14 protein-coding genes and 1 riboswitch are annotated in these 15,622 nt (G+C 28.0%); of the genes, 13 read left to right on the top strand and 1 reads right to left on the bottom strand.

Annotation, left to right across the window (positions count from 1 at the left end; all coding sequences use genetic code 11):
• Positions 1-92: 92 nt before the first annotated feature.
• Positions 93-278: riboswitch (cobalamin riboswitch) on the top strand.
• A gap of 226 nt (positions 279-504) precedes the next feature.
• From Q3223_RS01260 to Q3223_RS01250, 3 genes are all read left to right on the top strand, one after another.
• A complete protein-coding gene (locus Q3223_RS01260) occupies positions 505-1,635 on the top strand; it encodes an ABC transporter substrate-binding protein (RefSeq protein ID WP_407811481.1) in 1,131 nt (376 codons plus the stop codon).
• Positions 1,636-1,707: 72 nt separating this feature from the next.
• Positions 1,708-2,733 carry an iron ABC transporter permease gene (locus Q3223_RS01255; protein ID WP_054271524.1) on the top strand — a complete coding sequence of 342 codons (1,026 nt, stop codon included), beginning with the start codon at positions 1,708-1,710 and terminating at the stop codon, positions 2,731-2,733.
• A 2-nt stretch (positions 2,734-2,735) separates the two neighbouring features.
• Entirely contained in the window at positions 2,736-3,932 is a 1,197-nt protein-coding gene (locus Q3223_RS01250) for an ABC transporter ATP-binding protein (RefSeq protein WP_407811480.1), read from the top strand.
• Positions 3,933-4,022: 90 nt separating this feature from the next.
• Here the strand turns inward: Q3223_RS01250 and Q3223_RS01245 are convergent, their stop codons facing one another.
• Positions 4,023-4,748, bottom strand: coding sequence for a pentapeptide repeat-containing protein (locus tag Q3223_RS01245; protein WP_054271522.1), 726 nt, complete (start codon positions 4,746-4,748; stop codon positions 4,023-4,025).
• 445 nt (positions 4,749-5,193) lie between these two features.
• On the opposite strand from Q3223_RS01245, the gene nrdE reads away from it, so the two are divergent.
• The 10 genes from nrdE to Q3223_RS01195 all read left to right on the top strand — a co-directional run bounded on the left by nrdE (position 5,194) and on the right by Q3223_RS01195 (position 15,435).
• Positions 5,194-7,293, top strand: a complete 2,100-nt coding sequence (nrdE, locus tag Q3223_RS01240) for a class 1b ribonucleoside-diphosphate reductase subunit alpha (RefSeq protein ID WP_079739793.1) — start codon at positions 5,194-5,196, stop codon at positions 7,291-7,293.
• 12 nt (positions 7,294-7,305) lie between these two features.
• Positions 7,306-8,277: a class 1b ribonucleoside-diphosphate reductase subunit beta gene (nrdF, locus tag Q3223_RS01235; RefSeq protein WP_054271520.1), complete on the top strand. Its 972-nt coding sequence runs from the start codon at positions 7,306-7,308 to the stop codon at positions 8,275-8,277.
• A gap of 79 nt (positions 8,278-8,356) precedes the next feature.
• Positions 8,357-8,983 carry a GyrI-like domain-containing protein gene (locus Q3223_RS01230; RefSeq protein ID WP_407811479.1) on the top strand — a complete coding sequence of 209 codons (627 nt, stop codon included), beginning with the start codon at positions 8,357-8,359 and terminating at the stop codon, positions 8,981-8,983.
• A 63-nt stretch (positions 8,984-9,046) separates the two neighbouring features.
• Positions 9,047-9,946 (top strand): YafY family protein, encoded by a 900-nt coding sequence (locus Q3223_RS01225; RefSeq protein WP_054271518.1) that lies wholly within the window; start codon positions 9,047-9,049, stop codon positions 9,944-9,946.
• Between the two features lie 364 nt (positions 9,947-10,310).
• Positions 10,311-10,721 carry a hypothetical protein gene (locus Q3223_RS01220; RefSeq protein WP_407811478.1) on the top strand — a complete coding sequence of 137 codons (411 nt, stop codon included), beginning with the start codon at positions 10,311-10,313 and terminating at the stop codon, positions 10,719-10,721.
• A gap of 219 nt (positions 10,722-10,940) precedes the next feature.
• Positions 10,941-11,723 carry an ABC transporter permease gene (locus Q3223_RS01215; protein ID WP_054271516.1) on the top strand — a complete coding sequence of 261 codons (783 nt, stop codon included), beginning with the start codon at positions 10,941-10,943 and terminating at the stop codon, positions 11,721-11,723.
• Positions 11,716-12,594 carry an ABC transporter ATP-binding protein gene (locus tag Q3223_RS01210; protein WP_054271515.1) on the top strand — a complete coding sequence of 293 codons (879 nt, stop codon included), beginning with the start codon at positions 11,716-11,718 and terminating at the stop codon, positions 12,592-12,594. Before Q3223_RS01215 ends, Q3223_RS01210 begins: the two co-directional genes overlap by 8 nt.
• 32 nt (positions 12,595-12,626) lie before the next feature.
• Complete coding sequence (locus Q3223_RS01205; protein ID WP_054271514.1) at positions 12,627-13,586, top strand: NrtA/SsuA/CpmA family ABC transporter substrate-binding protein; 960 nt, start codon at positions 12,627-12,629, stop codon at positions 13,584-13,586.
• Between the two features lie 145 nt (positions 13,587-13,731).
• Complete coding sequence (locus Q3223_RS01200) at positions 13,732-14,424, top strand: response regulator transcription factor (protein WP_054271513.1); 693 nt, start codon at positions 13,732-13,734, stop codon at positions 14,422-14,424.
• Between the two features lie 240 nt (positions 14,425-14,664).
• Complete coding sequence (locus Q3223_RS01195) at positions 14,665-15,435, top strand: ATP-binding protein (RefSeq protein ID WP_407811477.1); 771 nt, start codon at positions 14,665-14,667, stop codon at positions 15,433-15,435.
• Positions 15,436-15,622: the final 187 nt, after the last annotated feature.

The following is a 15,622-nucleotide window of genomic DNA, read 5'->3' as shown; positions in this document are numbered from 1 at the left end:
TTTTTATAGTCATTTTAGGCACTCTTTATTTTATATGTTAAATCAACCTTGCAAAGTTGCCAACAATAAACTACAATTATCTTAATAAAAATTAAATTAAATAATACTAGGGTACTAGATTAGTTTAATAGGGAAAGTGATGCAAGTTCACTACAGCCCCCGCTACTGTATACGGATACGAAATCAAAATCCACTGAGATTTTATATGAAAAATTTTGGGAAGGGTGATAGAGGAAAAGCCGTGAGTCAGGAGACCTGCCCAGTATTACATAGGTTCAATTTAGGGTGGAAATTGTAATTTATAATAAAATGAAATATCAATTCATTTTTTGTAAAATTGATATATAAACTTCTCCTTTCTAAATTAGGAGAAGTTTTTTATTTTATTAAAAGGTTATAATTATTAAAGATGACTTTAATATAATTCTAATGAGATATATTTTAGAAATATATGTTATTAAAATTTTTAACCACTTATAAAAATAAAATATTGGAGTGAAAGAGATGAAATTTAAAGTAAATGTTTTAAAGCAATTTTTTCTAAGTATTATGATAGTTCTTTTAGTAGTAGGTCTTATAGGATGTAGTAAAAATGATAAAGAGAATGCACAAGTTAGTAGTGGTAAGAAGTTAGAATTAAAATATGCAAGTGGATTTAGTGTTGAAGACTTAGAGGATGGAATTAAAAAAGTAACTGATGGAGATAAAAGAGAACTAATTTTAATCCCTAAAAAAATTGAAGTTCCTGAAAAGTATAAAAATGCTAATATAGTTAGAACACCTGTAGATAATGTATTAATAGCATCTACAACACAAGCCTGTTCTCTAAGAACAATAGGTGAGCTAGATAGCATAAAAGCAGTAACAACAGAGGAACAGTATTGGACTATCAAAGAAATTAAAGATTTGATGAAGGACGGAAAGATACATTATGTTGGTTCAAACTTAGCACCAGATTATGAAAAAATAGTAGACTTAAATCCTGATTTAACTATAGTTAGTAGTGGTCTATCAGAAGCTGATACAAAATTTATTGATAAACTAAAAGAATTAGGACTTAACTATGTTGTAGATAATGAATACAAAGAGCAAAACCCATTTGGAAGAATGGAATGGACAAGTTTAATAGCTGCGTTTTATGATAAAGAAGATATAGCCACTAGTGAATTGAATAAAACAGTACAAAAGATAGAAGAAGTAAGTAAAAAGATAAAAAACAAGAACAAGCCTAAGGTAGTATGGGCATCTGTATATGAAGGAAATGCTTATGTAGCACCTAAAGATTCATATGTAGATAATATGATAAGAATGGCAGGTGGAATAAATGCATGTGCTTCAATGGATTCAAATGAAGGAAGAGTGAGTATTGAACAACTACATGAAGTTGCAAAAGATGCAGATATATTTGTATACTCATCAAGCTCAGATTATGCACCAAACTTAGAGTCTATAAAATCTAGTGCACCTGTATTGGCTGATTTGGATGTTGTAAAAAATGGTAACTTGTGGGTATTTGCTCCAGATTATTATCAATCAGTAGATAAGACTGATGAATTAATAGTAGATTTAGTTGAGATGTTTCATCCAGGTACTACAGGTGAAAAAATTAAACATTATATAAATTATGATAAATAATATATAATACGACACTAAAAGATGAGTTTTATGGATTTTAGTTAATATAGATTTGTTAAGAGGGGTATATAAATGGATTTTATCAATAAAATGAGAATAAAGAATACTACAATATTTATAGGACTAATTATAGGCATGATACTTACTTTTTTAGTGTGTGTAGCATTTGGCTCTGTAAAAATTGAGTTTAAAGAAATAATAGATGTTGTATTAAGAGGTATGGATAATACAGAACATTATAAAATAATATACAACATAAGGATTCCAAGAGTACTTGCAACTATGGTGGGTGGAGCTTGTTTAGCAGTATCAGGAATTTTACTACAGATATTTTTTAAGAATCCAATAGTTGAACCATATATATTAGGTGTATCTTCAGGCTCTACTTTATCAGTAGCGCTTATGATTTTAGGTGGATATACATTAGGATTTGAAAATATAACTTCAATGAGTATATTTGTAGCAGCATTTATAGGAGCTTTGATTGTAATGTCTGTAGTCATTTTATTTGCAAGTAAGGTAAAGAATATAACAACTCTTTTAATAATAGGAATTATGACTGGATATGTATGTAGTGGTATAACTAATGTACTACAATCATTTGCAAATAGTGAAAAATTAAAAGAATTTACTGTTTGGTCGATGGGAAGTTTTTCTGGATTTACTTGGGAAAAAGTAGAGATACTTATACTGATTGGTATGTTAGGTCTTTTAATGAGTATCTTTATAATAAAACCTCTAAATGCTTTTTTATTAGGAGAAGAGTATGCTAAAAGTATTGGTATAAATATAAAATTTTTTAGATTTTTGGTAGTATTTATATCTAGTATACTAGCAGCAATAGTATCAGCATTTGCAGGCCCTATAGGATTTATTGGACTTGCAGTACCACAAATTTCAAAACTGATATTTAAGACATCAGATAATAGAGTGCTAATACCAGTGGTAATCTTTTTAGGAGGTATAGTTACAGCTCTTTGTGATTTGATATCAAGAGTAATTTTGTCACCAGTAGAGTTACCAATAAGTACAATAACATCTTTATTAGGAGCACCAATTGTAGTAATGCTATTGATGAAAAGGAAGGACAGGGCTTAGGTATGTTGAAAACTAATAATTTAAGTGTGGGATATAATAAAAAAGTAGTTGTGAGTGATATAAATGTAGAGGTAAAAAATGGAGAAATATTATGCCTTTTAGGAAGTAATGGTGCTGGAAAAACTACTATATTAAGGTCTTTATCTAAACTTATAACACCAATAAAAGGGGATATATATCTAAATGAGATAGATATAAATCATATATCAAGAAAAGCATTATCGAAAAAAATGGCTTTAGTGCTTACAAATAGATTATTAGGTGATTTAATGACTGTACAAGATATAGTTAATATAGGAAGATATCCATATACAGGTTTTTTTGGTAGTCTATCTAAAAAAGATTTAATAATGGTAGATGAAGCATTAGAATCTGTAGATGCATTGCACTTAAAAAAAAGATATTTTGATGAACTAAGTGATGGAGAAAAACAAAAAGTATTAGTTGCAAGAGCTTTAGTTCAAGAGCCAGAAATCATTATATTGGATGAACCTACAACTCACTTAGACATAAAGCATAGGTTAGAGCTTATAAATATACTAAAAAAATTAAGTAAGGAAAAATCAATTTCAGTAATACTTTCATTGCATGAAATAGATATAGCATTAAAAAGTTGTGATAAAGTTGCTCTTATAAAGAATAATAAAGTCATAGCTTATGGTCAGCCTGAAGATGTAGTGGATGAAGATATTATAAATTCACTTTATGAATTGGATGATAAAAACTTTAATAGTCTATTAGGTTCGGTAGAGATTAGTAATAAATCTAAAAATGAAGTTTTTATAATTGGCGGAGGTGGTAAGGCTACACCAATTTATAGAGCTTTTACTAAAAAGGGTATAGGTTTATATTCTGGAATAATACATGAAAATGATGTTGATTATGAAATTGGTAGAACTATGGGCATAAAGATGTTTACAGAAAAGCCATTTGAACCAATAAGTGAGGAGAGTTTCGATTTGGCTATTAGAAATTTAAATGATTCTAAGATTATAATAGATACAGGGTTTAGTGTAGGAGAAACAAATAAAAAAAACATAGACATTATAAAAGAGGCTTTAAAATTGGATAAAAAAGTGTATTCATTTAGAACAATAGATGAGAGTAAGAAGTATTATAATGAGCTGAGTAATAATATAGAATATATAGATAAAGTTTCAAAAATTATGGATAGTATCAGCATGAACAATTTTCTATAGATTGTAAGATAAATTTTAATTTTAAACTAGAAAATTTATAAAAGAGTATCTTAATAGTTTTAAATACTATGGATACTCTTTTTTTAGTATTTATAAATAGCCAATAGCTTCCTCTCTAGTTAGAAAGAAGTGAATTCCTGTAGTTGATTCTTTCCATCTATTTTCATTAAATTCTTCAGCTATAATCGTTTCTCCTACTCTATATATAAAATTTTCATCAGCATATGCACGAGCACTTTTAAAAGATTCTTTGCCATCTATGCTTGTAATTGACAGTACTTTTGCTTTATCACATCGACAAGCATTTGATGTAGCAGAAACTCTTTTTGCATCACTTGGAATTAATAATTGTACCATTCTAAAATTAAAACACTTTTTATAGCCTATAAATGCTCCTGTCTCAGGACAGTATAACTTGAAAAAGCGAGTATTTTCATCTGATACTACTCCATCTAAAGTGGCATATTCTAAGTTGGAGTTTTCTAAATTAGTTCCTCTTATATCTGAATTAGATAAATCACAAAATCTAAAATTAGCTCCACTTAGGTCTGCATTTTTTAAGATGGAATTTTTTAATGAACAATTTGAAAAATAAGAGTTACTAAAGCTAGAGTTTTCTAAATCTGCTTCTTCTAAGTTTAAATCAATAAGGTCAGACCATGAAAAATCAATATTACTTAAACAATATCCCTTTAAATTCATATTTTCTAATTTTATTTCTCTTAAATCAGCTCTTTCTCCATCATTCTTGTCTTTAAGCCATAAATAATGTTTTTTAAGTATCTTTTCAAGTTCATATTTAGAAATATCTCTCATAAAAATCACCTTCATGAATTTATTTTTATACCTTCAGTAGTAAAATAGTTATATATATAATTATATAACAACAAATGGAAAACTCCTAACTATTATATAAAATATTAAATATATTGTAAGAATATAAAAATAAAAAATAAAAAGATTATAGGAATAGTATATAAATTAATTTTCTGTTAAATCCTTTAGAATTTCTTGAAAATAAAAATAATAGAAGTAATAGAATAATAAAAGTTTAGATATAAAAAAATTTGTGTATATACTATATGTAGTATATAATAGATAAAGCACTGACTATATGTAGTGCTTTTGTTTTTGAAAAATACTTATTATATTTAGATATCTATAAGTTATTTTAGGAATTTAAACTAGTAAATACTAAAAGAAATAATAATCAAATTAAATGAAATTATAGCACAAGATTATGTTAAAAGGACGGTAAATAATGAATTGGATAGAGCTTAACAATCAAGTGATAATTAAAAATGAACAAGGTAAATACCAATTAGAAAAAGACAAGGAAGCCTTAAGTAGTTACATAGAAGAATTTATAAAACCAAAGTTGAAAAAATTTAAAGACTTAGAAGAAAGATTAAAGTACTTAATAGATGAAGGTTATTATTCAGAAGAAGTAATAAATAAGTACAGTATGGATTTTATTAGAAAGGTATATAAGTTTATTGAGGAATATCAGTTTAAATTTCAATCATATATGAGTGCAAACAAGTTTTATCAAAATTACGCATTAAAAAGCAATGATGGAAAAGAAATATTAGAAACATATAATGAGAAAGTATTAATTGTAGCTTTGACATTAGGAAATGGTGATGAAAGTCTAGCTCTAAGTCTTACAGATAAAATAGTAAAACAAGAGTTTCAACCAGCTACTCCAACATTTTTAAATGCTGGAAGAAAAAGAGCTGGAGAGATGGTATCATGCTTCTTATTATCTGTAGAAGATAGTACAGAAGGCATATCATATGCTATATCTTCATCAAACCATTTATCAAAGATTGGTGGAGGAGTTGCACTAAACTTATCTAAACTTAGAGCATCAGGTGAATCAATTAAAGACATAGAAGGAGCAGCTGGAGGAGTTGTTGGTGTAGCAAAAATGTTGGAACAATCCTTTAGTTATTTCAATCAAATGGGAGCTAGACAAGGTTCTGGAGCAGTTTACCTTACTGTGTTTCATCCTGATTTTGAATTATTGATGGATACGAAAAAGATAAATGCTGATGAGAAAATAAGACTTGCTACATTATCACTAGGGGCAATAATACCTGATAAGTTTATGGAATTAGCAGAAAAAAATAAGATTGCATATGCATTTTATCCTCATACTGTATATAAGAAGTATGGAGTTTATCTTGATGAGATAGAAATGAATGAGTGGTATGAAAAGTTGGTTAATGATAAGGACATAAGAAAAAAAGAAATAAATCCTAGACAGATATTGACTAAAATAGCACAGATGCAACAAGAGAGTGGATACCCATATGTAGTATACATAGACACAGCAAATAAGGAACATACATTAAGAGATGTTGGAATGGTCAAGATGTCTAACTTGTGTTGTGAGATATTCCAATATCAGACACCTTCAAAAATAGAAGGTTATGGAGGTAAAAATGAATGGGGACAAGATATAAGTTGTAACCTTGGCTCTCTAAATATAGCTAATGTTATGGATAATAAAACTATAGAAAGTACAGTTGAGACAGCAATAAGAGCATTGTCATTTGTAGCAGATAGTACAGATATAAAACCAGTGCCAACGGTTAGTAATAGTAATAGTAAGTCTCATTCTATAGGATTAGGAGCTATGAATTTACATGGATATTTAGTAAGAGAAAATATTTTATATACCTCAGAGGAGGCCATAGATTTTTCTAATGTATTTTTTGCAATGATTAGATATTACTCAATTAAAGCATCGATGAAAATAGCTATAGAAAAAAATCAAACTTTTGAAGGTTTCAATAAATCAGAATATGCTAAAGGTAGAGAAAGCAAAGTACTATCAAAATACTATGAGCAATCTTATTTACCAAATTCAGATAAGGTAAAGGCATTATTTGAAGGTATCCATATACCAACTAAAGAAGATTGGGCAAGTTTGTTAGACGAAGTAAAAGAAAAAGGCATATATAATGCTTATTTGATGGCAATAGCACCAACTCAAAGTATTAGTTATGTGCAAAATGCTACATCAAGTATAATGCCAATTACTGAACCAGTAGAAGTAAGAACATATGGAGATTCTACTACAATATATCCAATGCCATTTTTAACAAATGATAATATGTTATATTATCAATCAGCATACAGGATGGATATGAGAAAAGTAATAGATTTAGTAGCAACAGTTCAAAACCATGTTGACCAAGGCATATCAACAACACTGTTTGTCACAGATGAAAAGACAACTAGAGACATAGCTAGACATTACATATATGCATATAAAAAAGGTCTGAAAAGTTTATATTACACAAGAACAAAGATGACAAGAGACACTCATGAGTGTTTAGTATGTTCAGTATAGGGAGAGAAATATATGACGTTTAATTTACATAAAATACATAATGCAGTTAACTGGAATAGAGAAGAAGATGGATTTACACAGGCTTTTTGGGAACAAAATGTAAAACAATTTTGGCTTCCTGAAGAAATATCTGTTTCTAAGGACATCAAGGTATGGAATGAACTAAGCGATAAGGAAAAGGAGCTATATAAGAAAGTATTGGGTGGTTTAACATTATTGGATACAAAACAAGGGAATAATGGAATCCCATCTATGATGAGTTTAACAGAAAATCTACAAAGAAAGGCTGTCCTATCTTTTATGGGAACTATGGAAGAAATACATGCCAAAAGCTATTCTTCTATATTTATGACTTTACTTTCTAACTCAGAAATAGATGAGTTATTTGAGTGGATAGAAACAGAGCCAACTTTACAAAAAAAAGCTGACTTAGTTTTAGCTCAATATGAGAATACAACAAGTAAAAAAGGTTTGTATTTATCAATGGTTACAAGCGTATTTTTGGAGAGTTTCTTGTTTTATTCAGGGTTCTTTTATCCATTGTATTTATCTGGTCAAGGAAAGATGGTTGCTAGTGGAGAAATAATATCACTCATTCTTAGAGATGAGTCTTTACATGGTAAGTATATAGGATTGCTTGCACAAGAAATATACGACGAATTTGATGAAATTGAGAAAAATAAATTAGAAGAGAATATGTATTCTATACTTAATAGTCTTATGGATAATGAGGTAGAGTACACAAATGTTATATACAGAGAAAGTGGGCTTGAAAAAGAGGTTGTGAATTTTTTAAAATACAATGCAAATAGGGCTTTAGAAAATCTAGGGTTTGAGAAATTATATACTGTAGATGCTATTAATCCAATTGTATTAAATGGTCTTAGTACGGAAACTAAAACACATGATTTCTTTTCAACTAAGGGGAATGGATACCAAAAAGGAGTATATGAAGAATTAGAAGATGAAGATTTTATAATATAATTTATAAATTGTGACATACTGTTGTCACTTTTACCATGATAATATCAATGTATAAAATATATATACGGAGGTATTTTTTATGAAATATGAATGGAGAAAAAAAGAAAAAGAGTTATACTTACCTAAGGAGAATCCTATATTAGTTGAAGTACCAGAGCAAAAATTTATCATGTTAAGAGGTAGTGGAGACCCAAATGATAAAGAATTTACTGAAGCAATAGGAGTACTTTATTCTTTGGCATATGCAATAAAAACTATGCCTAAGAAGGGAATTGTGCCAGAAGGATATTTTGATTATACAGTTTTTCCTTTAGAAGCTATATGGGATAAAGGAGAAAAAAGCAAATACTCAGATATACTTATTAAAGAAGATTTAGTTTATACTATGATGATACGCCAGCCAGATTTTGTTACGCAGGACCTATTGGACAAAGCTATCAATATAGTAAAAAAGAAGAAGCCACATAATCTTCTTGAAAAAATTGGGTTTGAGTCTATTAATGAAGGATTGTGTGTGCAAATGCTTCATGTAGGTTCATATGATAATGAACCAGAAAGTTTTGACATTATGAGTGAATTTTGTAAAAGAAATAATCTTATAAGAAAATCTAATGTACATCGTGAAATTTATATAAGTGATGCTAGAAAAGTATCACCTGATTCATTAAAGACTGTTTTGCGTTTTGAAGTAAAAAGAGAGTTATAAGCGTTATATTGTGGTATTATATTACTTTATTGTTATACTATAATAAAGTAATGAGGTGATTATATGAAAAGTAATAGATTGTTTGAAATTATTTATATCCTTTTAGATAAGAAAAAAGTAACTGCAACAGAATTAGCTGAACACTTTGAAGTATCTAGGAGAACTATTTGTAGAGATGTTGAAATACTGTCAGCTTCTGGTATTCCAATTTATACTGACAAAGGCAGAAATGGGGGTATAGGTATTTTAGATAATTTTACCTTTGATAAATCTATTTTGTCTGAGCAAGAACAGAAAGAAATTCTAGCCTCATTAGAAAGTTTAAATATTCTTAAATATCCAGAAATTGATTCTACATTATCAAAACTTAAACCTTTATTTTGTAAGTCAGATATAAACTGGATAACTGTTGATTTTTCTCATTGGGGTAGTAATGATATAGAGAAAGATAAATTTATAAAAATAAAATCAGCCATTTTAGATTGTAATATTATAACTTTTGAGTACATAAATACTTATGGAAAGGTAACAAAGCGTTGTGTAGAACCACTTATGCTTTGGTTTAAAGAGAAGTCATGGTATATCAAAGCCTATTGTCATCAAAAAAATGATTATAGAATTTTTAAGATTGTAAGGATGAGAAATATATGTGTTTGTGAACAGACATTTATAAGGAGTATACCAGTTGAAGTTGGAGAGATAAAAGAAGATGAGAATGAAAGTATTACTTTAAAGTTAAAAATTTCTAAAGATGTAGGCTATAGAGTGTATGATGAATTTGATATTGATAATATATTGTATGATAATGATGGAGATTTCATCGTAACAGTACAGTATCCAAAAAATGATTGGATTTATGGGTATATACTTTCTTTTGGAAAAAATATTGAAGTATTGGAGCCAATAGATGTTAGAAATAAAATTTTACAAATTATAGATGATGTTAAAATGAAATATTTATAAAGATTATAAAAAGTGAAGTCTGTTTAGACTTCACTTTTTTGTGTAGTTTTAAGATTCGATTTTATATCTTATAATACTTCAGAGTTTTTCTACTTTTGTTGATATTATTATCAAATATTAATACTAATTATGTACATATCATTATATAATATTTATAGATTATTATATAAGTAGATTACTAGCGTTATGTGTATATTAATATTTAAAATAGATTGAATGTACTATTTAATATTTTAATTTAAATAGCAAAAAATGTAGAGAAAAATTATTTTATTAAGAAAAATTTAATATATTGACAAAATTTAAGTGCTCATTTAAACTAGTAATTGATAATAATATTCAATATTAAATAATAGGAGGAGCTATGAATAAATATCTTCTAATAAATCCAGTGGCAGAAAGAATGTATGGGGAAAAGTTTCACCTTGTCAAAGAAAATTTGATAAAAAAGGGGTACATAATGGCAGAATGTGAGCCACAATTAGAATATGTAAAGAAGCAATATAAAGAGTATACAAAAAAGACTGAGAATACAATGTTAGATTGTAGATGTCCAGAGAGTATAAACCTTTTAAAAAGAAATAATTTGATAGATAGTTTTGAAATACCTATGATAGAACCAATACTAGTAAGAACTTGTAGGGTTTTATATGACAAATATATCAAGAGTGAAGATGATATGCTGATAGTAACCTCTCCATGTACACAATTAAGGGATTTTGCAAGTGAAAAATTTAAGGATAAGAGTAATGCTATATTTTATACATGGAAATAATTTGCTGAAAAAGAAGGTATAAAATCACTTGGAAAGATAGATGAATCTCCTATTCCATTAGGATATTTCAAAGACTCTTTTGAAAAGGTTCTTGAAGTATCGACTGAAGAAGAAATCTTAAGCGAAATACAAAATATAAGAGATGGTTCTAAAGATAAGTATGATATAGTAGAAATGTTTTATTGTAAAGATGGGTGTAATAATGGAGATGGTTTGTAAATGGTCAATAAATTTAATAATAGGTTTTTAAGTCTAGTAAAAAGTGTTTTGATATTTTTTATAATTCTTTTATTATGGAAAATTACTAATTATCTTGGTATCTGGAGTGATTATATATTACCATCACCTGAAAAGGTGTATAGTACATTTTTAAATATGATAAGTGATGGTTCAATATTTATTAATGTATATGCAAGTATGAAAAGAGTTTTGATAGGATTTGCAATAAGTACTGCAATAGGTGTACCTCTAGGGATATTCTTTGGAATTCATAGTGGAGTATATGAATATTTTAAGTCGTTAATAAATTTTTTGAGAAATACACCTCCACTTGCCTTAATACCAATGCTTATACTATGGTTTGGCATAGGAGAAGAATCGAAAATTATAATTATAGTTTTGGCTTCTTTTTTCCCAATCTTTACAAGCACATTAAAGGGGATTAGGAATTGTGACTCAAAACTGATTGAAGTAGGTAGAGTATTTGAGTTTTCAAAGATTCAAATAATATTTAAAATAATTATACCTAATGCCATTCTTGATATTGCAGTTGGACTAAAGTTGGCTCTTGGATATAGTTTTAGAGCGATTATTGGGGCAGAGCTTGTAGCAGCTTCTTCAGGTCTTGGTTACTTGATATCTGATGGAAAGGAAATGTCTAGAACAGATGTTGTCATTGTAGGTATAATTGTAATTGGACTTTTAGGAATAATTACAGATTATATATTTTCAATTATTGTGAAAAAGGTAAGTAAGGGAAAGATGGTGGAAGCCTATGAATAATTTAGTATGTGATTCTGGGTACATAATCAGAAATCTATCTAAAAGTTATGAAGTCAACAATGAAGAACACATAGTTCTTAGTAATATTTCTTTGAACATAGATAAAAATCATATAACTGTAATTTTAGGTGAAAGTGGATGTGGAAAGACTACTTTACTTAGAGCAATTGCATCCCTTGAAGATATAAATAGTGGTGAGATTAGATTTGTTAAAGATAATAAAGAGTATAGACCTAATGTAGGATTTGTATTTCAAGAGAGTAGATTGATGCCTTGGTTAAGTGTAAGTGAAAATATAGCCTTACATAATCAAAGAAAAAACACTATTTTAAGTAAAGTATTTGGTAAATTCAAATATCACAGAAGCATTGCTAGTAAAGGTATAAATGATAATTCCATAGATTTAGAGACTAATGATAATTTAAATTACTTAAATAGACCTAATAAGAAAAATTGTATTGATGTAGAAAAATATCTTAAGATGATGAACTTGCAGAAATTTAAAAATTCTTATCCAAATGAGTTATCAGGAGGTATGGCGCAGAGAGTAAGTATAGCTAGAGCTCTTTCTTTCAATCCAGATATGTTGTTTATGGACGAACCTTTTTCGGCATTAGATTATTTTACAAGGATTGATATGCAAAATGAAGTTATAAGAATACATAAGTCAACTAATAAAGGTGTAATATTTGTAACTCACGATATCGATGAAGCATTAAAGATAGGCAAGAAAATAGTTGTTTTTACAAACAAAAGAAAAATAAAAGAATTTAATATAGAAGATGATTATGATAGAGATTTGACTTCAGACTATTATATTAAATTAAAAAAAGATATTTTAATGACAATGAAATTAAATAAAGACATGTAAAGAAATTAATAATATTTTAAGGAGTAAAGTAAATGAAATTAAAAAAACTATTGGTAGGTATAACGATATTAACGCTTGCAACAACATCTTTAGGTGGATGTGCTAAAAAAGATGATGGAGAAAAACTTTCAGAAATAAATTTAACTTATGTAAAATCACCATTAAATGTTCCTTCTATAATTCAAAAACAGGATGATTTATTTAGAAAGGAATTTAAAAAGGATAATATAAAAGTTAATTTCCATGAAATTACTACAGGACCAGAGCAGACACAGGCCTTAGCTGCTGGAGAAATAGACTTTTTACATGCATTGGGTGGTACATCAGCTTTGATAGCTGCATCTAATGGAGTGGAATTAAAGATACTGAACACTTATAGTAGGTCACCAAAAGGATTTATGATTTTAACTAACGATGGTTCAATAAAATCAGCAGCAGATTTGGCAGGTAAGAAGGTAGCAGGTCCAAAAGGAACTATACTACATCAAGTATTAATTGCAGCTCTTGATAAAGAAGGATTAAGTATGGATAATGTAGAGTTTATTAACATGGGTATCCCAGAAGCATCAGCAGCTCTTGCTGATGGCAGTGTTGATGCTGCATTGATTGCTGGACCAGCAGCCCTTAAAGCTATGAAGTCTGGAAGTAAACTTGTAGCAAATGGTGAAGGTTTAGTAGATGGGATAATAGTAACAGCTGTTAGTACAGATTTTGCAGAGAAACATCCAGAGATAGTTGAAAGATTTATGAAGGTTGAAGAAGAGACTTTAGAATATGTAAATAATAATTTTGATGAAGCTATGGAAAAAGTAGCTAAAGAAGTTGATTTAAGTGTTGAAGAAACTAAAGAGTTGTATGCTTGGTATGATTTTAGTTTAGATATAACAGATAAAGACATATCTTCACTTGAAGATACACAAAATTTCTTAATAAAAAATGGATTGCAAGAGAAAAAAGTAGACATAAAAGAATTAATATATGCTGCTAAGTAGAAATTATGCTAAAATAATATTAAATAGAAACTATAATAAAAGTTTAAGTTACCTTAATTAAGGTAACTTTTTCTATTTTATATTAATAATTATATTTATTTTTAGTAGGTTTAGTTAATGTTAAAATAGATATTGGGAGGAATATATGAGTCATAAAATATATATTGTGGAAGATGATATATCAATAAGTACATTACTTAAGGATTATATTGAGAAATATGGATTTGAAGTGGTTGTTGAAGAAAACTTTGATGATATAATGGTTACATTTGAAAAAATAAAGCCAGATTTAGTGCTATTGGATGTAAATTTACCTAAATTTGATGGTTTTTACTGGTGTAGATGTATTAGACAGCAGTCTAATCTACCTATAATTTTTATATCAGCTAGAGATGGGAACGTAGACCAGATTAGAGCTTTAGAAAGTGGAGCAGATGATTATATAACAAAGCCTTTTTATTATGATGTAGTAATGGCAAAGATAAAGAGTCATATAAGAAGAGTCTATGGTGAATATTCACCTAAAATAGAGGAAAGAATAGTTGAATTAGATGGATTGAAGTTTTATCCAGAGAGGTTGGAGTTAGAATTAGGTGGAAAAGTTCTAATTATTACTAAGAAAGAAGGGATATTGATTGAATGCCTCATTAGAAAATACCCAAAAGTAGTAAGTAGAGATTATCTGTTAGAAAAGATATGGGACGATATTGAATTTGTAGAAGAAAATACTCTAAATGTAAATGTTAGCAGGATAAGAAAAAGATTTGAGGAATTAGGTATAGATAATGCTGTTCAAACTGTACGAGGATTAGGATATAAATTAAATAAAAATTGGTAGGGAGAAAATATGAAATTATTTTTTAGAGATTGTAAGGGTTATATTTTTATATATTATATAGGAATATTTATGACAATTATTTATTGTAATCTTATGAAATTTATCAATTTGGGAGAGAGTTTATATATTCTTTTATTTAGCTCTTTTATATTATTGTGTTTTTTAATATATAAATACTATAAGCATAGAGAAGTATATACTCTATTCAAAAAAGGCATAAAATCTCTGGATGAATCATTCTTGTATTTAGGAAATTCTTTCTTGGGAAGAAATATATCAGCTATTTTAAAACAACAACATAAATTATATCAATCAATGATACAAGAACATAAAAAAGTACATAGTGAACATTTAACTTTCATCAATCAATGGATTCACCAGATGAAAACACCAATATCAGTTATAAGTCTTCAACTTCAAGAATATGAGGGAGAAGAAGTAACAGAAAACATAAGAGAAGAACTAGATAGGCTAAATAAAGGTCTAAATATGGCGATGCACTTTGCAAGGGCAGATAATTTCCAAAAAGATTTTGTGGTTGAGAAAGCTAAATTGAACGAAATTGTAGTTGGTATTGTAAATGAAGAAAAGAGGCTATTTATAAAAAATGAGATAATTCCGAAGATAAAAATAGACAAATTTACTTATGTTTATACAGATATAAAATGGATGAAATTTATAATAAACCAGTTGATTACAAATGGTGTGAAATATTCTAAAGGTTATAGTAACTACCTAAATATAAAAGCTGAAGAAAACAATAACTATGTAACACTAAGTATAATAGACGAGGGTGTTGGGATTGTTTCTAAAGATATAAAAAGAGTATTTGACCCGTTTTTTACAGGGGAAAACGGTCGTAAGTTTGGAGAATCTACAGGTATGGGACTTTATCTAGTAAAAAAAGTATGTGATGATTTAGGGCATAAAGTCAGCATAAAATCAGAGGTAGGAAAAGGCACAGAAGTTTCAATAATGTTTAATAAAGATAATATGAATAATTTTCTATAATAAATCTTTAATTGATTATGTTTTTTATTAATTTATATATTATTTGTTGAATGAGATAATTACAGTTAAAAAATCTAATTTTAATAGAGTTTACCTGCAAACCTTACATAGCTGTAAGGTTTGTGTAATGTTTGTAGATAGTTAAATTTTCTAATCTAAATTACAATTAGTATAAGAAATAACATAA

The organism is Clostridioides sp. GD02367, assembly GCF_045900275.1.
In the GTDB taxonomy this organism is placed as follows: Bacteria; Bacillota; Clostridia; order Peptostreptococcales; family Peptostreptococcaceae; genus Clostridioides; species Clostridioides difficile_A.
Note: the sequence above shows the minus strand (reverse complement) of the source record. Positions and strands in the feature narration are given on the sequence as shown.

Coding starts and splice junctions, on each gene's coding strand:
- nrdF (WP_054271520.1), top strand. CDS start 7,306: ATGACGTTTAATTTACATAAAATACATAATGCAGTTAACTGGAATAGA.
- Q3223_RS01200 (WP_054271513.1), top strand. CDS start 13,732: ATGAGTCATAAAATATATATTGTGGAAGATGATATATCAATAAGTACA.
- Q3223_RS01205 (WP_054271514.1), top strand. CDS start 12,627: ATGAAATTAAAAAAACTATTGGTAGGTATAACGATATTAACGCTTGCA.
- Q3223_RS01230 (WP_407811479.1), top strand. CDS start 8,357: ATGAAATATGAATGGAGAAAAAAAGAAAAAGAGTTATACTTACCTAAG.
- nrdE (WP_079739793.1), top strand. CDS start 5,194: ATGAATTGGATAGAGCTTAACAATCAAGTGATAATTAAAAATGAACAA.
- Q3223_RS01215 (WP_054271516.1), top strand. CDS start 10,941: ATGGTCAATAAATTTAATAATAGGTTTTTAAGTCTAGTAAAAAGTGTT.
- Q3223_RS01260 (WP_407811481.1), top strand. CDS start 505: ATGAAATTTAAAGTAAATGTTTTAAAGCAATTTTTTCTAAGTATTATG.
- Q3223_RS01255 (WP_054271524.1), top strand. CDS start 1,708: ATGGATTTTATCAATAAAATGAGAATAAAGAATACTACAATATTTATA.
- Q3223_RS01245 (WP_054271522.1), bottom strand. CDS start 4,748: ATGAGAGATATTTCTAAATATGAACTTGAAAAGATACTTAAAAAACAT.
- Q3223_RS01225 (WP_054271518.1), top strand. CDS start 9,047: ATGAAAAGTAATAGATTGTTTGAAATTATTTATATCCTTTTAGATAAG.
- Q3223_RS01220 (WP_407811478.1), top strand. CDS start 10,311: ATGAATAAATATCTTCTAATAAATCCAGTGGCAGAAAGAATGTATGGG.
- Q3223_RS01210 (WP_054271515.1), top strand. CDS start 11,716: ATGAATAATTTAGTATGTGATTCTGGGTACATAATCAGAAATCTATCT.
- Q3223_RS01250 (WP_407811480.1), top strand. CDS start 2,736: ATGTTGAAAACTAATAATTTAAGTGTGGGATATAATAAAAAAGTAGTT.